At 66.5% G+C, this 19,075-nt stretch carries 17 protein-coding genes and 1 tRNA gene; 13 read left to right on the top strand and 5 right to left on the bottom strand.

What is annotated here, in order from left to right:
- The first annotated feature begins 21 nt into the window (after window positions 1-21).
- The 10 genes from ACFVHY_RS18850 (at window position 22) to ACFVHY_RS18805 (ending at window position 11,603) form a co-directional block, all read left to right on the top strand.
- Window positions 22-1,458: an MFS transporter gene (locus ACFVHY_RS18850; protein WP_390274587.1), complete on the top strand. Its 1,437-nt coding sequence runs from the start codon at window positions 22-24 to the stop codon at window positions 1,456-1,458.
- Window positions 1,455-2,267 carry an SDR family NAD(P)-dependent oxidoreductase gene (locus tag ACFVHY_RS18845; RefSeq protein ID WP_390274585.1) on the top strand — a complete coding sequence of 271 codons (813 nt, stop codon included), beginning with the start codon at window positions 1,455-1,457 and terminating at the stop codon, window positions 2,265-2,267. The genes ACFVHY_RS18850 and ACFVHY_RS18845 overlap by 4 nt, the downstream gene beginning before the upstream one ends.
- A gap of 3 nt (window positions 2,268-2,270) precedes the next feature.
- Entirely contained in the window at window positions 2,271-3,113 is an 843-nt protein-coding gene (locus ACFVHY_RS18840; RefSeq protein WP_338855361.1) for a transketolase, read from the top strand.
- The gene (locus ACFVHY_RS18835; protein ID WP_390274583.1) at window positions 3,106-4,095 is read left to right on the top strand and encodes a transketolase family protein; all 990 of its coding nucleotides are present in this window, start codon (window positions 3,106-3,108) and stop codon (window positions 4,093-4,095) included. Before ACFVHY_RS18840 ends, ACFVHY_RS18835 begins: the two co-directional genes overlap by 8 nt.
- Window positions 4,092-5,210, top strand: coding sequence for an iron-containing alcohol dehydrogenase (locus tag ACFVHY_RS18830; protein ID WP_390274581.1), 1,119 nt, complete (start codon window positions 4,092-4,094; stop codon window positions 5,208-5,210). Before ACFVHY_RS18835 ends, ACFVHY_RS18830 begins: the two co-directional genes overlap by 4 nt.
- A complete protein-coding gene (locus tag ACFVHY_RS18825; protein ID WP_390274578.1) occupies window positions 5,207-6,817 on the top strand; it encodes a long-chain-fatty-acid--CoA ligase in 1,611 nt (536 codons plus the stop codon). The genes ACFVHY_RS18830 and ACFVHY_RS18825 overlap by 4 nt, the downstream gene beginning before the upstream one ends.
- Before the next feature lie 78 nt (window positions 6,818-6,895).
- Entirely contained in the window at window positions 6,896-8,038 is a 1,143-nt protein-coding gene (locus tag ACFVHY_RS18820; RefSeq protein WP_390274577.1) for an acyl-CoA dehydrogenase family protein, read from the top strand.
- A 240-nt stretch (window positions 8,039-8,278) separates the two neighbouring features.
- Window positions 8,279-9,223, top strand: a complete 945-nt coding sequence (locus tag ACFVHY_RS18815) for a WcbI family polysaccharide biosynthesis putative acetyltransferase (protein WP_390274575.1) — start codon at window positions 8,279-8,281, stop codon at window positions 9,221-9,223.
- On the top strand, window positions 9,220-10,230 hold the full coding sequence (locus ACFVHY_RS18810; RefSeq protein ID WP_390274573.1) for a hypothetical protein: 1,011 nt from the start codon (window positions 9,220-9,222) through the stop codon (window positions 10,228-10,230). The genes ACFVHY_RS18815 and ACFVHY_RS18810 overlap by 4 nt, the downstream gene beginning before the upstream one ends.
- Entirely contained in the window at window positions 10,227-11,603 is a 1,377-nt protein-coding gene (locus tag ACFVHY_RS18805; protein ID WP_390274571.1) for a glycosyltransferase family 2 protein, read from the top strand. The genes ACFVHY_RS18810 and ACFVHY_RS18805 overlap by 4 nt, the downstream gene beginning before the upstream one ends.
- A 70-nt stretch (window positions 11,604-11,673) precedes the next feature.
- Here ACFVHY_RS18805 and ACFVHY_RS18800 read toward each other — a convergent pair.
- A tRNA-Leu gene (locus ACFVHY_RS18800) sits at window positions 11,674-11,750 on the bottom strand.
- 110 nt (window positions 11,751-11,860) lie between these two features.
- Between ACFVHY_RS18800 and ACFVHY_RS18795 the strand changes: the two genes are divergently transcribed.
- Together ACFVHY_RS18795 and ACFVHY_RS18790 are read left to right on the top strand one after the other, a co-directional pair.
- Window positions 11,861-12,484, top strand: a complete 624-nt coding sequence (locus ACFVHY_RS18795) for an ANTAR domain-containing response regulator (RefSeq protein WP_390274569.1) — start codon at window positions 11,861-11,863, stop codon at window positions 12,482-12,484.
- A 193-nt stretch (window positions 12,485-12,677) separates the two neighbouring features.
- Complete coding sequence (locus tag ACFVHY_RS18790) at window positions 12,678-14,042, top strand: ABC transporter substrate-binding protein (protein WP_390274567.1); 1,365 nt, start codon at window positions 12,678-12,680, stop codon at window positions 14,040-14,042.
- Between the two features lie 92 nt (window positions 14,043-14,134).
- Here the strand turns inward: ACFVHY_RS18790 and ACFVHY_RS18785 are convergent, their stop codons facing one another.
- The 4 genes from ACFVHY_RS18785 to ACFVHY_RS18770 are packed head-to-tail and all read right to left on the bottom strand — an operon-like array spanning window position 14,135 to window position 18,238.
- Window positions 14,135-14,947 carry an ABC transporter ATP-binding protein gene (locus ACFVHY_RS18785; protein ID WP_058251840.1) on the bottom strand — a complete coding sequence of 271 codons (813 nt, stop codon included), beginning with the start codon at window positions 14,945-14,947 and terminating at the stop codon, window positions 14,135-14,137.
- Window positions 14,944-15,999: an ABC transporter ATP-binding protein gene (locus ACFVHY_RS18780; RefSeq protein ID WP_390274565.1), complete on the bottom strand. Its 1,056-nt coding sequence runs from the start codon at window positions 15,997-15,999 to the stop codon at window positions 14,944-14,946. The genes ACFVHY_RS18785 and ACFVHY_RS18780 overlap by 4 nt, the downstream gene beginning before the upstream one ends.
- A complete protein-coding gene (locus tag ACFVHY_RS18775; RefSeq protein WP_058251842.1) occupies window positions 15,992-16,981 on the bottom strand; it encodes a branched-chain amino acid ABC transporter permease in 990 nt (329 codons plus the stop codon). The genes ACFVHY_RS18780 and ACFVHY_RS18775 overlap by 8 nt, the downstream gene beginning before the upstream one ends.
- A 3-nt stretch (window positions 16,982-16,984) precedes the next feature.
- Window positions 16,985-18,238: a branched-chain amino acid ABC transporter permease gene (locus tag ACFVHY_RS18770; RefSeq protein ID WP_058251876.1), complete on the bottom strand. Its 1,254-nt coding sequence runs from the start codon at window positions 18,236-18,238 to the stop codon at window positions 16,985-16,987.
- A 260-nt stretch (window positions 18,239-18,498) separates the two neighbouring features.
- Here ACFVHY_RS18770 and ACFVHY_RS18765 point away from each other — a divergent pair, with 260 nt between their 5' ends.
- Complete coding sequence (locus ACFVHY_RS18765) at window positions 18,499-19,071, top strand: GNAT family N-acetyltransferase (protein WP_390274562.1); 573 nt, start codon at window positions 18,499-18,501, stop codon at window positions 19,069-19,071.
- The last annotated feature ends 4 nt before the right edge of the window (window positions 19,072-19,075 follow it).

The following is a 19,075-nucleotide window of genomic DNA, read 5'->3' as shown; positions in this document are numbered from 1 at the left end:
GCGCTCCTGAACGGATTCCTCATGACCCAACTACTCCCTGCCCGGAATCGGGCATTCACCTCGGTCGCCGAGGTCGACGACCTGGTCGACACGGAGGACATCAAGACCCGTAGACACAAGCTCATGCTGGTGCTCGGGCTCGCCGGCATTGCTTTCGAGGCGTATTTCCTCGCGGTACTCAGCTCCGGTACTGCGCCGATGAGTGAGCAGCTCAATCTCGACGCCAATGGCGTGGGGCTGGTCAGTGCGTACGGATACGTCGCGACCCTCCTCGCGGCCGCGACCTGTGGTCTGCTCGCCGACCGCTACGGACGAGTGCGAATCATGGTGGTGGCCAAGATCGTCGCGGTCATCGCCGCACTGATGATGGCCGCGGCACCGAGTTTCGCGATGCTGGTCCTCGCGCGCTGCATCGCCGGCGCCGCTTACGGCGTGGACCTGGGCGTCGCCATGGCCTACCTGTCGGAGAACCTGCCCAAGAAGCGGCAGTACCTGCTCAACTTCTGGCAGGCCCAGTGGTACATCTCGACCGTCGTCGCGCTGGCCATCGTCCTGGGCCTGTACCACCTCGAAGTCGGACTGAGCATCTGGCGCTGGGGACTCGTCACCGCCGCCGTGTTCGCCTTCGTCGTCGCCATCGCGCAGTTCGCGCTGATGCCGGACAGTCCGCGCTGGCTCGCCAAGAAGGGCAGACTCCCGGAGCTGACCAAGTCGTTGAAGGCGATGTACGGGATCGAGGCCACCTATCCCACCGGTCATCTCGACGCGGCCATCGAGGAGCCGAAGAAGGAGCGACGTTTCACCGAACTGTTCAGCACGCGATTCCGCGCACGAACGATCCTGGCGAACGTGGTCACCATGATGCAGGCGTTGCAGTACTACGCCGTCGCCTACTACCTGCCGGTCATCGCGCTCAGCCTGTTCGGTGAGAATTTCGGCGAGGCGACCTTCGGTTCCATCGTCTTCAACGTGTTCGGCATCGTCGGCGGAATCGCGTCGATCTGGGTGGCCTCCAAACTCGGTGCGAACGGCGCCGCGAAATACGGCTTCCTGGCAGTCGCCGCGATGATCCTGATCCTCGGCGTCTTCTTCGACTCGCTCCCCGTGCTCCTGGCGTTCATCGTCCCGGCGATGTTCATCTTCTTCCACTCGGCGGGCCCCGGTGTGTCAGGTCTGACCATGGCGGCGATGGCCTACCCGTCCGATCTGCGTGGTCGCGGCGGACAGCTGGCCACCATTTCGCAGAGCATCGGCGGAATCGTCGGCCTGTACGCGTTCCCGCGGATGTCGGAGTCGCTGGGGCTGTCGACCACCATCACCATCTTCGTCGCGGTGCCGCTGATCGGCGCGGCCATCTGCATGCTGATCCGCTGGGAGCCGTTCGACACCACGCACGACGCCAACGAGATCGCCGCGGCCGAAGGCGACATGATCGTGCGCGAGGTGTCGGGACGATGAGTGGCGGGCGAAACGGCGGGCACCGCACCGCCGCGGATGGTTCGGTCGCGCTGATCACCGGCGGCGGGCAAGGCCTCGGCCTCGCGATGGCGCGGCGGCTGCATGCCGACGGCCATCATGTGGTCGTCGCCGACATCGATGCCGGTCGCGCCGACCAGGCCGCCGCGGACGTGTCGGGAACCGCACTGGTGGTGGATGTGACCGACGACGGCTCGGTTCGTCGAGGTGTCGAGTCGATGCGGCGAGTCCACGGTCGCCTCGACATACTGATCAACAACGCCGGTATCATCTCCCGCACCAATGCCGAGGAGATCGATTCCGGGCGTTGGCAGGCCGAGCTCGACGTCCATCTCGGCGGCACGATGAGATGCAGCCGGGAAGCGTTCGACCTGCTGCGTGAGTCGCCGACCGCCTCGATCATCAATCTGGCATCGGTGGGGTCGACATTCGGCCTGCCACACCGATTGGCCTACACCGCAGCCAAGTCCGGGGTTCTCGGGATCACGCGGACGCTGGCGGCCGAGTGGGGACCCCACGGCATCCGGGTGAACGCGGTGGCGCCCGGTTACATCGACACCGGGATGATGCGGTCCGGCATCGAGTCCGGAACCCTCGACGAATCCCGGTTGCTGAGCCGGACTCCGTTGCGGCGCTTCGGATCTCCGGATGAGATAGCCGCCGCCGCATCATTTCTCGCCTCGACCGATGCATCCTTCGTCACCGGCACCGTGCTGCGGGTCGACGGGGGGATCACGATCGACGGCACCTTTCACTCGGCCGACGCCGAGCTGACCAGAGAGGGCACCTGACACATGCTCGTAGACAACAGTGTCGACCAGCCATCGCTGACCGAACTGGGCGATACCGCACACCGATTGCGCTCGACGATGATGCGGATGGCTGCGGACAAGGGGGAAGGGTACATCGCGCAGGGGCTGGGCATAGCCGACCTCCTCGCGGTGATCTACTTCCGACAGCTGCGCTTCGATGCGGCCGATCCCGACTCGCCTGCCCGCGACCGTTTCCTCATGTCGACCGGCCATTACTCCATCGCGTTGTACGCGGTGCTCGCCGAGCTGGGCATCCTGACCGAGGATCAGATCGCCGACTACGGTCTCAACGGCAGCGAGCTGCCGATGAGCACCTTCGACGAGACTCCGGGTGTCGAGATCACCGGTGGTTCACTGGGCCACGGTCTGGGACAGGCGGTCGGCATGGCCCTCGGCCTTCGACTCGACGGCGGCGACCAGAAGATCATCGTCGAACTGTCCGACGGCGAACTACAGGAGGGGTCCACCTGGGAATCGGCGATGTCGGCCGCCAGCTTCGGGCTCGGCTCGATCACAGCGGTCGTCGACTGCAACGGTATTCAGGCCGACGGGCCGATCGTGCTGGACATGGAACCCATCGCCGCGAAGTGGGCGGCGTTCGGATGGGCGGTCGAGGAAGTCGACGGCAACGACCTCGGTGCGATCGTGGCGGCCTTCGATGCACTCGCTGCGGCTCCAGAGAACATGCCCCGCGTGCTGATCGCGCGCACCACACCGGGAACGGGCGTACCGACGCTGGTCGCCCGTGAACGAGCACATTTCGTCCGCGTCCACGACACCGAGTGGGCCGGGCTGATCGCGGAACTGGAGGAGAATCGTGGCTGAGCTCAAGAACCGCGCGGGCGGGATGGGAGAGATCGCCGACGTCGAGGGCCCGTACGAGCGGGCACCGTTCGGAACCGAACTCGCCGAACTAGGGGCACGCGACGACCGGATCGTCGGGCTCAGTGCCGACATGTCCAAGTACTCCGACATCATCCCCTTCCGAGATCGCTTCCCCGAGCGCTATTTCAACGCCGGGATGGCCGAGCAGAACGCGGTCATGATGGCGGCGGGTCTGGCCAAGGTCGGCAAGATCGCGTTCTGCGCGACATATGCGGCCTTCCTCACCCGCCGTGCTCTCGACTTCATCGCCGTGTCGTGTGCGCACAGCAAAGCTGATGTGAAGATCGTGGCCGGATCGCCGGGACTCGTGAATCCTTATGGGGCGACCCACCAGTCGCTCGAGGACCTGGTCGTGATGCGGTCCATCCCGGATCTGACGGTCATCGATCCATGCGATGCGGTGGAACTCCGTCATGTCATCCGGGCGGCTGCGGCGACACCGGGCACGTTCTACATCCGCAACCTGCGCGGCAAGGTTCCGGTTGTGTTCGACGAGGCCGACTTCGAATTCGAGATCGGGCGTGCCCGCATGCTGCGACCGGGGCGTGATGTCGCGGTCATCGGAACCGGTTTCATGACCGCACGCGCATTGAAGGCCGCCGAGTCCGCGGAGGCGTCCGGGGTGTCGACCGCAGTTCTGCACGTGCCGACCATCAAGCCCCTCGACACCGAGGCCATTGCCGCCGTGGCCGCCGACGTCGGGCGGATCGTGACCGTCGAGAACGGGTTGCGGTCGGGTGGTCTCGGTACCGCCGTGGTCGAAACGCTCTCCGACCGTGGGATCTCGGTGCCGATTACCCGGATCGGTCTCGGTGATCGGTTCCACCCCTGCGGTTCTCAGGGTTACAACGAAGCGCTGTTCGGGCTCGACGAGCCCGCGATCACTCGAGCGGTCGTCACCGGCGACTGGCAGTACGCATGAGTGCCGTGCTCGACGGGCTCGGCGTCGTCCGTTCGGCGCGTCGGTTCGCGGCCCCGCAGCAGTACCTCCAGGGTCCCGGTGTACTCGACGACCTCGGCGCGGTGGTCGCCGAGGTCGGTACCGCACCGGTCGTCGTGATCGATGCGGCGGTCGCCGAGATGCTCGGGACGCGGGTGCAGGCATCGCTGGCGATCACCGAGTTGTGCGCCCAGATCCTGCCGGTGTCCGGACCGGTGACCCGCGCCGCGATCGCCGCCACGGTCGACCGGATCACCCAAGACGGTGACGTCGTCGTCGGGATCGGCGGAGGGAAGGCCCTCGATCTCGCCAAAGGTGTTGCCGAGCAGCTGGATCGGCCGATGATCTCAGTGCCCACGGTGGCGTCCAACGACGGGCCGACGGCGAGTGTGTTCGCGCTGTACGACGAGTTCGGGCGGCTCTCGGAACTGGGCCGGCTGCCGGCGAACCCGGCCGCCGTGCTCGTGGACACCGAGGTCATCGCGGGCGCCCCGATCGAGTTCCTCGTCTCCGGGATCGGAGATGCGCTCGCGAAGAAATTCGAGGCCCGATCGTGTGCGCGCGGCACCGGTGTCACGACGCAGGGAACCCGGCCGTTGATGATCGGCGAGGTGGTGGCCACCGGCTGTTCGCTCATCCTCCTGCGCGACGGGGAGAGCGCTGTGCGGGATGCCGCCGCCGCGCGGATCACCCCCGAGCTCGAAGCGGTCGTCGAAGCCGTGATCCTGTTGTCGGGCATCGGTTACGAGAACGGCGGACTCTCGATCGCGCACTGTATGACCCGCGGTCTGCAGGTCGGGCGCGGGTCGTCGGGGCGTCTCCACGGATATCACGTCGCCTACGGACTGTTGGTCCAGTTGGCGCTCGAGGACGATCCCGAAGTTGACCGCACGGAGATCCGGGACTTCCTCGAGGCGGTCGGTCTGCCGACCCGGCTGGCCGATCTCGACATGCCCGAGCCCTCCGCTGCCGAGATCGAAGCACTCGCCGTGGCAGCGGCGTCGGCCCCGCACGTCGCCAACACGTGGGTCGACGCCTCGGTCGCCAGTATCATCGCGGCCATCACCAGGGTCGAGGAGGAGGCGAAGGATCGATGACGGTAGAACGAGGTGCGGTGGCGGACCTGCCCGCGGAGCATCGGCGCCCGGAATCCCATGGGACATCGGCGGACTTCACGTTCACCGAGCTGAGCCCCGCGTCGTTCCTCGATCGCGCCGCGTCGGCTTTCGCCGACCGGGTGGCCGTCGTCGACGGTGCGCGCCGCCTCACCTACGCCGACCTGCATCGGCGGGTCGGGCACCTCACCGCCGCGCTGGAGGCGCTCGGCGTCAGGCCGGGTGACCGCGTGGCCGCCCTCTGTGCGAACAGCGCGGTCATGCTCGAACTGCACAGCGCCGTGCCCGCGCACGGTTCGGTGTTGGTGCCGCTCAACATCCGGCTCTCCGAACCCGAGCTCGTCTACATCCTGGAGCACAGCGGTGCGACGCTACTTGTCGCGACCGTCGAGTTCGCCGACCGTGCACGGGCCGTCGCCGAATCGGTGGGGATCCGGGTCGTCGTGGGCGGTTCAGCGGACGGCGCGGACGAGTACGAGTCGCTGCTCGCGCAGGCCGGGGCGCCGGTTCGGCGAGAGACCGACGAGCGGGGGTTGCTGGCGATCAACTACACCTCCGGGACGACGGGCCGTCCGAAGGGCGTGATGTACCACCACCGCGGCGCGTACCTGCAGTCCGTGGCGATGGCCTACCACTCCGGTCTCGGACCGGGCTCGACATACCTGTGGACCCTACCCATGTTCCATTGCGACGGTTGGTGTTTCACCTGGGCCGTCATCGCCGCGGGTGGTACGAACCTCTGCCTGCGCAGCATCGACACCAGACGGATCTGGCGCCACCTCACCGAGGACGGGGTGACCCATTTCAGCGCGGCTCCCACGGTGCTCACCATGATCGCCGAGGACCCGTCCGCGGCACGGCTCGACCGCGTCGTCCAGGCTGCGACGGGAGGTGCACCGCCATCTCCCGCACTGCTCTCGCGGATGGCCGGGCTCGGCATCGAGATCACCCATCTCTACGGGATGACCGAGACGTTCGGCCCGATCGTCGTGAACGAGTGGCAGCCTCAGTGGGACGACGCCACGGACGACGAACGCGCCGTACGCAAGGCACGGCAGGGGATCGGGAACATCGTGGCAGGGCGGGTTCGGGTGGTGTCCGACGAGGGACGAGATGTCCTGTCCGACGGCGAGACCATCGGTGAATTGGTGGTCCGCGGCAACAACGTGATGCTCGGTTACTACCGCGACCCCGCCGCGACCGCCGCGGCCACCGTCGACGGATGGTTGCGAACCGGCGATCTCGCGGTCATGCACGCCGACGGGTACGTCGAGATCCGCGACCGCAGCAAGGACGTCATCATCTCCGGCGGTGAGAACATCGCCTCGGTCGAAGTCGAGCGGGTCCTGGACAGCCACCCCGACGTCGTCGAGTCGGCGGTGGTCGGCCGCACCGACGAACGGTGGGGTGAGGTCCCGATCGCCTACGTCTCGGTGCGGCCCGGTTCCGCAGTGTCCGCCGACGACCTGATCGAGTTCGCGCGGAGCACTCTCGCCCGGTTCAAGGTGCCGAAGGAGATCGTGTTCGCCGAGCTCCCCAAGACCTCGACGGGCAAGATCCAGAAGAACGTGCTCCGCAGTCAAGGATGACGACGCCGTCATGATAGTGCCAACGGTGACTGTTACGCTCACCGTTGACACTGTCAATCGTGGATAGGTACGCACACCATGACCGAACGGTCCTCCTGGGAAGACGACGATCTCACCGCGCTGCGGGATCTCGCACGTAGCTTCTGTGAGAAGGAGATCCAGCCGAACACCGAGAAGTTCATCGAGCAGCACCACGTCGACCGCGACCTGTGGAACAAAGCCGGTGACCTCGGCCTGCTCTGCATGTCGATTCCCGAAGAGTACGGCGGCGGCGGTGGCACCTTCGCGCACGAGGCCGTGCTCATCGAGGAGCAGGCGCGCGTCGCCGACAGCTCGTGGGGCGTCAGCCTGCACAACGGCATCGTCGCGCACTACATCCTCGAGTACGGCTCGGAGGAGCAGAAGAAGACCTGGTTGCCCAAGATGGCCAGTGGCGAGGCGGTGGGCGCCATCGCGATGACCGAACCGGGTACCGGGTCGGATCTGCAGAACGTGAAGACGAAGGCGATCAAGCAGGGCGACGAGTACGTCATCGACGGCTCCAAGACCTTCATCACCAACGGTGGTCAGGCCGACATCATCATCGTCGTCGCCAAGACCGACGTCTCCGAGGGAGCCAAGGGCATCTCGCTCATCCTGGTCGAGGCCGAGCGCGAAGGTTTCCGACGCGGCCGGGTACTCGACAAGATCGGCCAGCGAGGGCAGGACACCTCCGAGCTGTTCTTCGATGGTGTGCGCGTCCCCACCTCGAACCTCCTCGGCCCCGAAGAAGGCCAGGGCTTCGTCCAGCTGATGATGCAGCTCCCGCAGGAACGGCTGATCATCGCGCTGGCCTCGGTGGCCGGCATGGAGAAGGCCGTCTCCGAGACCATCGCCTACACCAAGGATCGCACGGCATTCGGCCGGCCGATCTTCAGCTTCCAGAACACGAAGTTCAAACTCGCCGAGGCGGCGACCGAGGCACGGATCGCGCGCGTGTTCGTCGACGACTGCATCACCAAGCACATCAAGGGCGAGCTCGACATCCCGACCGTCGCCATGGCGAAGTGGTGGACCAGTGACCGGGCCATGGTGGTCGCCGACGAGTGCCTGCAGCTGTTCGGCGGGTACGGCTACATGAACGAGTACCCGATCGCGCGTCTGTGGGCCGACAACCGCGTCCAGAAGATCTACGCGGGCACCAACGAGATCATGAAGGAGATCATCGCCCGGACGTTGTGACGCCACCTCTCATACGGCAGAGACGGCCCCGGTGATCTGATCACCGGGGCCGTCGCTCACCCGTCCGGTTTCCGGTGCGTTCCGAATGTCTGGGGAACCGAGGCAGTGTGACCAAGCCGATGATTCGTCAGCGAGCCGAACGGTTATATGAGGAGCTGGGGTCGGCCGGTTGTCCGCGAGGGGAGTCGATACACACGATGACAGCACACCACCAGGTCGCTCGACCACAGCGAAGCGCGTATGACGTCGAGTGACACCGTGCTGGTGGACGGGCGGACCCGACACTACGGCGAGTTCTACGGCGTCACCGAAGCGCCGATGAACGATGACGAGCAGCTACTCGTCGTCTGGGGAAACTGCCAGGCCGAAGCGATGCGGATCGTGCTGTCCAGCTCCCCGGACCTTCCGTATCGCACCATTCGAGTCCCACCGGTGCACGAACTCGAGTCCGCCGACATCCCCCATGTCGAACGCCTCGTCCGCCGGGCCGCGGTCATCGTCTCTCAGCCGGTTCGTGCCCGATACCGGGGGCTCCCGATCGGTGGACCCGACCTCGCGGAGATGGCGCCGGCCGCGGCCGTCGTGGTGTGGCCGGTCATCCGCTACGGCGGATTGTTCCCGTTTCAGGTCATCGCCCGACATCCCGCGCAACCGTCCGCGGTACCCGCTGCTGTTCCCTACCACGATCTCCGGACCGTCCTGGCGGTCAGAGCCGGCCGGACCCGCTTCGACGAATGGGATGTCGAGGTCTCCGCCGACCGCTTCCGGCACGCCGCACAGTGGAGTGTGGCCCAGCTCGAGGTCCGCGAGCGGCGGCACTGCGACGTCGGGATCTCCGACATCCTGCTCGACGTCGGGGCCGATGCCGCACACACGATCAACCATCCCGGCAACCGCGTATTACTGACCCTCGGCGGCCGGATTCTCGAGGCGCTCGGGGCATCGGCGCCGGTCCCGCCGTCACGCGACCTGCTCGGCAACATCCGGGCGCCGCTGGAACGACGGGTGATCGACGCGCTCGGTATCCAGGCGACCCCGCGGGCGTCCTGGGCCGTCGACGGTGCGGTGCTGACCGAGGAGGAGGTGCACCGCAGTCAGATGCGGTGGTACGCCGAGCATCCCGAGTTCATCGACGCCGTGCTGGACCGGTACGGCGATCTCATCGAGATCCTGGGAATGTCATGACGAGACCGGTGGGGCACCTCCTCGTCGGACCCCGCTCGCACGGTGTGGTGCGGTATGCCCAGTCTGTCTTCGACGCGGTGATGGCCCAGGGTGGCGATCATCGACTGGTGCACCTCCGCACGCGCTGTGCCGGCGTGTCCTCGGTCCTGGCCGAGTGCGCACACGTGCACATGCACGTGACCGACCGTCTGTTCGGACACACTCCGTTGCGAGCGCGCGACAATCTGCTCGCCATGGTTGCGGGGCTCCGACGCCCGGTCTCGGTGACGTTGCACGATTTGCCGCAGCCCTCGGATGGACGGGCGATGCCGGCCCGCATCGAGTTCTTCCGGGCGGTGGCCCGGTCTTCGGCGGGCGTGATCGTGTCCAGCCGACACGAGGCGTCGCTCTTCGCCGAGTATGTCGACGCGTCGATCGAGGTGGAGGTCGTGCCGCTGATGTTCGACGCCGTCCGTGCCCACAAGCCCTCGGACTCAGCCGAATTGACCGTCGGTGTGCTCGGCTACCTGTATCCGGGAAAGGGTCACATCGAGACACTCAGAGCGATGGCCGGTCTCGATCCGTCGGTCGGCTTCGTGGCGCTCGGAACTCCGTCGCCCGGCCACGACGATCTCGCCGACGACCTCGCGAAGCTCGCCGCGGACACGGGGAGGCGATGCACGATCACCGGCTACCTGACCGACGACGAACTCCGCCGGGCGTCGGCCGACGTCACGGTTCCGGTCGCCTACCACCGGCACATGTCGGCATCCGGTTCGATCAATTCCTGGATCTCGGCCGGACGTCGTCCACTGGTTCCGCGGACCGCCTACACCGAGGAACTCGCCGCTCGGTCGCCGGGCGTGCTCACGATGCACGACAACAACGACGCGGCGCTTCGGGCCGCCATCGAGAGTGCGTTCGCGCATCCGGAATCCACGTGGATCGATGCGGCGGTGTCGCCGTCGCCGACCGTCGCCGATGTCGGTCGGAGTCACGAAGTGTTGCTGCGGCGGTGGACTGCGTGACGATCGTCGGACTCGACGATGGCCGGACCATCGTGCCCGACAATCGCTGGGACCTGGCCGGGAGTACTTCGTCGAGACCCTTGGTGAGCATCGTGATCCCGTACTACGAGCAGCCACACCAACTCTCATTGGTCCTCGAGGCGTTGACGGCGCAGACCTACCCGACGAATCGACTGGAGGTGGTGGTCGCCGACGACGGATCGAGAGTTCCCCCGGATGTTAGCGCGTGGACCTCCCGGTTGGCCATCACCGTGGTCAGGCAGGAGGACAAGGGATTTCGAGCCGCCGCCGCCCGCAACCTGGGTGTCGCGGCGTCGAACGGCTCGGTGCTGTGTTTCCTCGACGCGGATACGGTTCCGACCACCGGCTACATCTCGCACATGGTCCGACTGGCCGCCGCGGCGCCCGACATACTCGTGGTCGGCCGACGCAAGCACGGGGACCTGAGCCAGGTCGAGCCGCGGACGGTGGTCGAATGGCTGTCCGCCCAGCGGCATCTCGAGGTCACGCACGACCACGAACCCGAGTGGCTGGTCGACGCCTATGACCGCACATCCAACCTGCTGCTCCCGGGCTGGGACGGCTACAAGTACATGATCAGCGCGGTGATGAGCTGCAGCCGGGAGCTGTTCGACGATGTGGGAGGATTCGACCCTTCGTTCGTCCAGTACGGGGGAGAGGACTGGGAGTTCGCGAACCGGGCTTTCATGATGGGTGCGGTGTTCGCTCACGAACCGGACGCCGTCGCCTGGCACGACGGACCCGACTGGGCAGGACGCGCTGTGTCCGAAAGGGTCTCGGCGAAGAATGTCGAAGCGTTGGCCCTCGCCCCGCTCATCACCGACCCGGCGGCCAGGTCCGCCGGACTGGGGTATGCGATCCCGGACGTCGTGGTGCTGGTGTCGACGGACGGTCACACCGCGGCGTCGCTGATGCTCACCGTCGGCAGTGCGATGCGCGGGATGGATACCGCCGTCTGGCTCGTCGGCGCACACGCCGACGCGATGCTCGCACAACTGGGCGTGGACGATTCGCGCATCCGGGTCGGCGGTCCGGACGCATCGACGTTGTCGCGGTGCAGGTTCGTCGTCGAGGTCGACGGGCTCGTGATCTTCGCCGGTGACTCGCTCGCGCTGCTGACGGCCCACGTCGCGCCGGGGGAGTGCGGCCGGGTGACGGTGGACTTCGACGGATCCCCGGCGGCGTCGGTGACGCTCACATCGTCACGCGCCCGGCACCGGGCCCGACGTTGGTCGGCGCACACCGGCCTGGGCGACGACGAGCTCCTCGACCGGCTGTTCGGGGTGCGGACGGTGCACCAGAGCGATGTCGGGATCGCGGTAGGCGATGGGGAACCTTCGTTGTCCTGGTGAGCGAGAGTCGGACGTCGGACCGGCGTCGCCCACCGGTACGAGATGGCAACGGGCCGATCACGGCTGTGCTTGGTGCCCCCGGTCAGACTCGAACTGACACTGGACGGGTTTTGAATCCGTTGCCTCTGCCAATTGGGCTACGGGGGCCAGTACGCGGTTGCCCGCGCCGGGAACCAACTCTAGATGATCGGCCGAGCGGCCTGCCAACCGGTATCCTGCGTGCACACAGACGTGGCGTCAGCGACGCGGAGGAGGGGATGGTGACGGTGACCGACAGTGCGACGACCGCAGCCGGTGAGGCCACGACAACGCACCGCGTGCTGGTGGCCGAGGACGATTCGCTGATCCGGATGGATCTGATCGAGATGCTGCGCGAAGAGGGCTACGACGTCGTCGGCGAGGCGCCGAACGGGCAGGTCGCCGTGGAGTTGACCGAGTCGCTGGCTCCCGACCTCGTGATCATGGACATCAAGATGCCGGTGCGCGACGGTATCGATGCCGCGACCGAGATCGCCGAGAAGCGACTCGCCCCGGTCGTCATGCTGACCGCGTTCAGCCAACGCGACTTCATCGACAAGGCGCGCGACGCCGGCGCCATGGCCTATCTCGTCAAGCCGTTCACGAAGGCCGATCTGGTGCCGGCCATCGAGGTGGCGGTGAGTCGCTACCAGGAGCTCAAACAGCTCGAGCGCGAGGTCGCGACCATGAATGAGCGGCTGGAGACCCGCAAGCTCGTGGAGCGGGCCAAGGGCCTTCTCATGGAGAAGCAGGCTCTGTCCGAACCGGAGGCCTTCAAATGGATACAGCGTGCGGCGATGGACCGCCGGACCACCATGAAAGCCGTTGCGCAGGTTGTCGTCGAGACGCTCGGCAGCGACTGACCCAGAACCCCTCGACGGTGCAATGACTCTGCGCGCAAACCAGTTTCACTGTCTTTACGCAGCCGCAACAAGATCGCGCTAGCTTTCTCCTGCGAGGCGCGGTTCGCCGTACCGGCGATGCGCCGCCTTCGTGACAAACGCCGATCGCACCGGCCGACCGCCGACGCGTAGGCCAGACGCAAGGAGAGCATCGATGTCCGTACGCTTTTTGAGGAGCGGGGCAGTGGTCGTGACCGCGGCGGCGACGCTGGTGGTCGCGGGCTGCAGCAGCTCTGACTCGGGTTCCGAAGGAGGTTCCGAGGCGTCGTCGAGCGCCGCCGTCGAGTCCACACCCGCACCTCCGGGCCTCGGCCTCGCACAGAAGCTGGCGTGCAACCCGCCCAAGGCCGTCCCCGGCCCGGCGAGCACGGCCGCACTCAAGGTCGGCACCCTGCTTCCGGCGACCGGTTCGCTGGCCTTCCTCGGACCGCCCATGGAGGCGGGCGTGGAGCTCGCGATCAAGGACATCAATGCCGCCGGCGGGGTCCTCGACCAACCCGTCGAGCTCGTCACCGGTGACTCCGGAGACACCACGACAGACACGGCCAACGCCACCGTCGACCGCGAACTCAGCGCCGGAACGCAGGTGATCATCGGTGCCGCGTCGTCGTCGGTGTCGTTGAAGGTGATCGACAAGGTCGCCAACGCGGGTGCGGTCATGTTCTCGCCCGCCAACACCTCCGACGAATTCACCTGCTACGAGGACAAGGGGCAGTACTTCCGCACCGCACCGGCGGATACCCTGCAGGCGCAGGCGCTCTCGCAGACGATGGCCGAAGACGGCGTGCAGCGCGTGTCGATCCTCGCACTCAACGACCCGTACGGAACCGGCCTGGCCGACAACACCGTTCGCGATCTCGAGGCCGCGGGTGTCCCGGCCGACCAGATCCAGAAGATCATCTACGACCCGAACGCCCAGTCGTTCAACGCCGAGGTCGATCAGGTGAAAAACTTCAACCCGGACGGCATCGCGGTCATCGGTTTCGAGGAGAGCGCCAAGATCATCACCCGTATGCACGAGGTGGGCATCGGCCCGAGCGACGGCAAGCTCGTCTACGGTGTCGACGGCAACATGGGCAACGCCCTCGGTGAGGCCGTCGGTCCGGGCCTGCTCGCCGGCATGAAGGGAACCACGCCACTCACCCAGACCAGCGGTGACTTCCAGGCGGCCCTGAAGGAGGTCGACGGCGATCTCATCGACTTCAACTACTCGGGTGAGAGTTACGACGCCACGGTGCTGAGTGCACTCGCGGCCACCGCGGCCAAGTCGACCGACGGCCGCGCGATCGCGGCAAACATCATCGGGGTGACCAACGGCGAGGAGAACTGCGACTCCTACCAGGCCTGCCTGGACCTGCTGAACGGTGGCAAGACGGTCGCCTACGTCGGCAAGACCGGCAACCTGGCGTTCAACGCAGCCGGTGAGCCGAGTGTCGGCTCGTACGGTGTGTTGGAGTTCGACGACGCCAACAAGCTGCTCACCCCGACGCGCAAGTACGTCTCGGTCGCGGCGCAGTAGGACCCGCACACGACGAGACCCCCGGCTTCGGCCGGGGGTCTCGTCGTCGGTGCGGTCGGCGGGGGAAGTGCCGTCGGAACGGCCCTATGACCTCAGTTCTTCTCGGAGCTGCCCGCGAGCGTGCCGAGGTAGAGCTCGATGATCTTGGGGTCGGTGGCCAGGTTACGGCCGGTGTCGGTGTAGGCGTTGCGGCCCTGGTCGAGGACGTACCCGCGGTCGCAGATCTGCAGGCAGCGCCGGGCGTTCTGCTCGACCATGATGATCGAGACGCCGGTCGCGTTGATGGCCTTGCAGCGGATGAACACCTCGTCCTGGAACATCGGGGACAGACCGGCCGACGGCTCGTCGAGCAGTAGTACCGCCGGGTCCATCATCAGCGCACGGCCCATCGCGACCATCTGCCGTTCGCCGCCGGAGAGCGCACCCGCCTTGATCTTTCGCCGTTCCGAGAGCAGCGGGAAGAGTTCGGACACGAAATCGAACCGCTTGGCGAAGGTTTTGGGCCGCAGATAGACGCCCATCTCGAGATTCTCCTCGATCGTCAACGCGGGGAACACATTCTGTGTCTGCGGGACGTACCCGACACCCTTGTCGACGAGAACATGGGCCTTGGCCGAGGTGATGTCGTCGCCACGGAGGGTCACCGAACCCTTGCGCACCGGGATCAGTCCGAACAGGGTCTTCAACAGCGTCGACTTCCCGGCACCGTTGGGGCCGATGATCCCGACGATCTCCCCGTCACCGAGGTAGAAGTTGCATTCCTCGAGGATGTTGATGCCGGGCAGGTAGCCGGCGGTGATGTCGTCGGCCCGCATCAGAGCGTTGCCGGCCAGCTTGCGGTGCTCCTCGGCGGTTGCCGCGAGTTGCGCGGGCGTCAGCTGTCCGGGACCGGGGTCGGTGCTCATCGTCCGTCCTTCTTCGTGTCCGGGGTCGTGGGGGGCAGTTCGGTGACCTCCGAGAGATCCCCGCCGTCCTCCAACGTCGCCTCGATGGCCGCCTCGACCTTCTCGGCGAGTACGGCGGTGGCGCCGACAGGCCGGCCCTGATCGTCGAACTCGAGCGCCTGGTCGTGGTGTCCGCCGAGGTACGCGTCGACGACGGCGTCGTTGTCGCCCAACCGATCCGGGAGCGACTCGGCGATGATCTGACCCTGGGCCATCACGACCACCCAGTCGCTGATATCGCGGATGACGTCCATGTCGTGTTCGACGAAGACGACCGTGACCCCTTCGTCCCGCAACGACTTGATGTGTTCGAGCAGACTCTGGGTGAGGGCCGGGTTGACGCCGGCCATGGGCTCGTCGAGCATCACGATCTCGGGGTCGGTCATCAGCGCGCGCGCCATCTCCAGCAGCTTGCGCTGCCCGCCCGACAGGGAGCCGGCGAAGTCGTCGGCCTTGGCGTCGAGCTTGAAGCGCCGGAGCAACTCGTGTGCGCGTTCGGTGACCTCGGCCTCCTGTCTGCGCCACACCCAGGGTGCGAGTGCGGCGAGGAAATGCTCGCCCCGCTGCCCGGTCGCGCCGAGCCGGACATTGTCCAGCACAGTCAGTTTCGCGAGCGCCTTGGTGAGCTGGAAGGTGCGCACCATGCCGCGGCGGGCCACCTGATGCGGAACCATCCGGCCCAGGGAGTCGCCGTTGAGCGACCACGTGCCCGAGTCGGGCTTGTCGAACCCGGTGATCAGGTTGAAGAAGGTGGTCTTGCCCGCGCCGTTGGGGCCGATGAGGCCGGTGATGGCGCCGCGCTGCACCTCGAGATGATCGACCTGCACCGCCTTGATGCCGCCGAAAGTACGGGAGATGTTGTCCACCATGATGATCGGATCGGGTTTGGGCGAACCCGCCTCGGCGGCCACACCGGCGAACAGGTGGGCACGCTCCGCGGCCGAGAGCGCGGCGAGGTCCCGGCGCGTCGCCCGGATGGCCGCAGTACCCGTGTAGGCGGAGTCGTCAGGCATCGAGCTGCACCTCCCTCTTGTTCCCGAGCAGGCCCTGCGGTCTGAACACCATCATCAGGATGATCGCCAGACCGAGCAGGACGTAGCGGAATGCGCCGACCTGCTGCGCGGACAGATTCAACAGCGGGTCGTCGCCGGACGTGGCCTGCCGCAGCAGTGCGTCGGGCACGGCGAGGAGGAACCAGAACAACATGGCACCGAGCACCGGACCGAACACCGTCGCCGCCCCGCCGAGGATCAGCGCGCCGTAGGCGAAGAAGGTCTGTGCGGTCGAATAGAAGTCGGGATTGATCGACTGCGTCGCAAAGGCATTGAAGACACCCGCGAGGCCGCCGATGCAACCGCCGAGTACCAGGGCCTGCATCTTGTAGAAGTAGGCGTTCTTACCCAGCGAGCGGGCGGCGTCCTCGTCTTCGCGCACCGCCTTGAGGACGCGGCCCCACGGACTGCGGACGAGCAGGTACACCATCACACACAGCAGGCCGACGACGATCCAGCCGACCACCATCGACCACAGGTCGCCGCCGAGGAACTTGACCCCGAGGAACGAGTACTGCTTGCCGTTGTCGAACGGGCTGATGGAGAAGAAACTGCCCGCGTATCCGTAGATGCCGTTGGTGGAGCGGGTGAAATCGTCGGTCGACGTCGAACGGAAGACCAGACGCAGGATCTCCGATGCCGCGATGGTGACTATCGCCAGGTAGTCGGCGCGCAGACGCAGGGTCGGCAGGCCGAGCACCACGGCCAGCATGCCGGCCGCGGCGATGCCGATGATGGCGCCGAGCCACAAGGGCTGGTCGTAGTTCACCGCCATGATGCCAACGCCGTATCCGCCGAGCAGTGCGAAGGCGATCTGGCCGAAGTTGAGCAGGCCGGCGTAGCCGAAGTGCAGGTTCAGGCCGATGGCCAGCAGGGCGTAGAAGATCGCCGACGGGCCGATCAGCTGGGCGATCGCTATCTGGAGCGCTGAGATGATGTCCATGGGTCAGCCGATCCTCGCTCGAGATCCGAGAATGCCCTGGGGCCGGATGGTCAGGATGATGATCAGGATCAGCAGCCCGCCGATGTACTTCAGGTCCGGACTGAGGATGTAGGTCGACAACTGGACCAGCAGACCGACGATGACACATCCGAGCAGTGCGCCGTAGGCCGTGCCGAGGCCGCCGAGTGTAATGCCGGCGAACATCAGCAGGAGCAGTTTGAAGCCCATCTCCCACTGCACTCGGCCGCCGAGCTCGGAGAGCGCGAACATCACGCCGCCGAGTGTCGCCAGACCGCCGGCCAGTGCCCACACGAACAAGATGACCCGGTCGACGTCGATACCCGACGACTCGGCGAGATCCTTGTTGTCGGCGACCGCTCGCATGGCCTTGCCGATCCTGGTGCGCTGCAACAGTAGTGCGACGCCGAGCAGGACCACGATGCTGATGATGATGCAGGCCAGATTGACCGGTGTGATCGCGAAGGGGCCCGAGCCGATCTGGGTCTGCGCCTGATAGTCGTCGAACGGTTCGGCGCGATCGGAGAAGAAGATCAGGATCAGGTAGCGCAGCACCAGCGACAGGCCGATCGACACGACGAGCATGGCGATCAGCCCGGTTCGTCGTCTTCGCAACGGTCTCCACAGACCGAGCTCGTTGAGGATGCCGATACCGATACCGACGATCACCGCCAGGATCGTCGCCGGGATCAGCTGGACGCCGAGCTTGACGTTGATCACCCATGCGATCACCGCGCCGAGTGTCACCAACTCGCCGTGCGCGAAGTTCGTCAGCCCGGTCGTGCCGAAGATGAGGCTGAGACCGACGCCGGTGATCGCGATGATCAAGCCGAACCGTATGCCGTCGATGGCCAGCCGTGTCAGCTCGGAGACCGCCGACACCTCGGTGCCGGTGCGGACGTCGCCGAAGGAGAAGATGACCGGTCGCGCGGTGCCCCCACTGACGTCGACGGGCAGCTCCGCCTTCTGGACCTCGACGCCGTCGGGGAGTGAGTCGGTGTTGATGACGATCGTGTACTGGCCGGGTGGCACGTTGATGGACCACGCACCCGTGGCCGACGAGGTCGCGGTGCCGACAACGGTTCCGGATGCGTCCTTGGCCTCGAGTTCGACGCCGGCGACCTTGTCCGTACCGTTGCGCAGCACGCCGAAGACGCGGACCGAGTCGCCGGGCGCGGCCGCGGCCGGGGAGGCGCCGAACAGCCCGAACAGCATCGACGCGGCGAGAAACACCAGCATCGCGATCGCCGACCGGCGCATCGGTGGAAGGTGGCCAGACGGATGGCTCTCGTGATCGGGACGGTCGTCGAGAGCGCATCGTGGCGGCGTCTGCGGCGCGGTGCCGGCGCGTTGCGATGTCACCCTGCGGGACATTAGCGCCAGCGTCGTCACCACGTGGCGACAACGACGTTTCCCGGAGGTAACTTCTCGCGGGTGCGGCCACGTCCGGAAGTCGCGATGTGCTGTCGGAGACCCGATCCGGGTCGTACGCTGGTCCGATGGTACCGGTCAGCGTGTCCACCACCACAGACGTCGAACTCGCCGCCTCGTTACTGGCACAGGCCTTCGCCGACGACCCGGTGACGGTCTGGATGCAGCCCGACACCTCGCGGCACCTCATCATGTTCCGCACCTTGATCAAGTACAGCCACGGCCCGAACTCGACGCTCGACCTCGCGATGCGTGACGGGCAACCGGTCGGTGCCGCCGCCTGGGATCCCCCGGGCCACAAGGTCTCGGCCCTGTCGCAGATGGTGTCGATGGTCGGCTTCTTCCGGGCGATGGGCTCGCGGATGAGCCGCGGGATGAAGCTCGAGGAGGAGTTCGGCAAACGACGCCCCAAGGAGCCGCACTGGTACCTCGGTCAGATCGGGGCGCCGGTCCACGGGATAGGAGTGGGCACCTCCCTGCTGGGGCATCGACTAGAGCAGATCGACGCGCCCGCCTATCTCGAGTGCTCGAACGTCCGCAACGTGCCCCTCTACGAGCGTTTCGGGTTCACCGTGACCGAGGAGTTCGAACTGCCGCTCGACGGCCCCAAGGTGTGGTCCATGTACCGGCCCCTCCCGTGAGAGG

Source organism: Gordonia sp. NPDC127522 (assembly GCF_042672305.1).
In the GTDB taxonomy this organism is placed as follows: Bacteria; Actinomycetota; Actinomycetes; order Mycobacteriales; family Mycobacteriaceae; genus Gordonia; species Gordonia hongkongensis.
The sequence above is the reverse complement of the archived record's forward strand: the minus strand, read 5'-3'. Positions and strand labels throughout refer to the sequence as shown.

Bases quoted from the DNA above. Each gene is read 5' to 3' on its own strand.
- ACFVHY_RS18850 (WP_390274587.1), top strand. From the start codon at position 22: ATGACCCAACTACTCCCTGCCCGGAATCGGGCATTCACCTCGGTCGCC.
- ACFVHY_RS18845 (WP_390274585.1), top strand. From the start codon at position 1,455: ATGAGTGGCGGGCGAAACGGCGGGCACCGCACCGCCGCGGATGGTTCG.
- ACFVHY_RS18840 (WP_338855361.1), top strand. From the start codon at position 2,271: ATGCTCGTAGACAACAGTGTCGACCAGCCATCGCTGACCGAACTGGGC.
- ACFVHY_RS18830 (WP_390274581.1), top strand. From the start codon at position 4,092: ATGAGTGCCGTGCTCGACGGGCTCGGCGTCGTCCGTTCGGCGCGTCGG.
- ACFVHY_RS18825 (WP_390274578.1), top strand. From the start codon at position 5,207: ATGACGGTAGAACGAGGTGCGGTGGCGGACCTGCCCGCGGAGCATCGG.
- ACFVHY_RS18820 (WP_390274577.1), top strand. From the start codon at position 6,896: ATGACCGAACGGTCCTCCTGGGAAGACGACGATCTCACCGCGCTGCGG.
- ACFVHY_RS18815 (WP_390274575.1), top strand. From the start codon at position 8,279: ATGACGTCGAGTGACACCGTGCTGGTGGACGGGCGGACCCGACACTAC.
- ACFVHY_RS18810 (WP_390274573.1), top strand. From the start codon at position 9,220: ATGACGAGACCGGTGGGGCACCTCCTCGTCGGACCCCGCTCGCACGGT.
- ACFVHY_RS18795 (WP_390274569.1), top strand. From the start codon at position 11,861: ATGGTGACGGTGACCGACAGTGCGACGACCGCAGCCGGTGAGGCCACG.
- ACFVHY_RS18790 (WP_390274567.1), top strand. From the start codon at position 12,678: ATGTCCGTACGCTTTTTGAGGAGCGGGGCAGTGGTCGTGACCGCGGCG.
- ACFVHY_RS18785 (WP_058251840.1), bottom strand. From the start codon at position 14,947: ATGAGCACCGACCCCGGTCCCGGACAGCTGACGCCCGCGCAACTCGCG.
- ACFVHY_RS18780 (WP_390274565.1), bottom strand. From the start codon at position 15,999: ATGCCTGACGACTCCGCCTACACGGGTACTGCGGCCATCCGGGCGACG.
- ACFVHY_RS18775 (WP_058251842.1), bottom strand. From the start codon at position 16,981: ATGGACATCATCTCAGCGCTCCAGATAGCGATCGCCCAGCTGATCGGC.
- ACFVHY_RS18770 (WP_058251876.1), bottom strand. From the start codon at position 18,238: ATGCTGGTGTTTCTCGCCGCGTCGATGCTGTTCGGGCTGTTCGGCGCC.
- ACFVHY_RS18765 (WP_390274562.1), top strand. From the start codon at position 18,499: ATGGTACCGGTCAGCGTGTCCACCACCACAGACGTCGAACTCGCCGCC.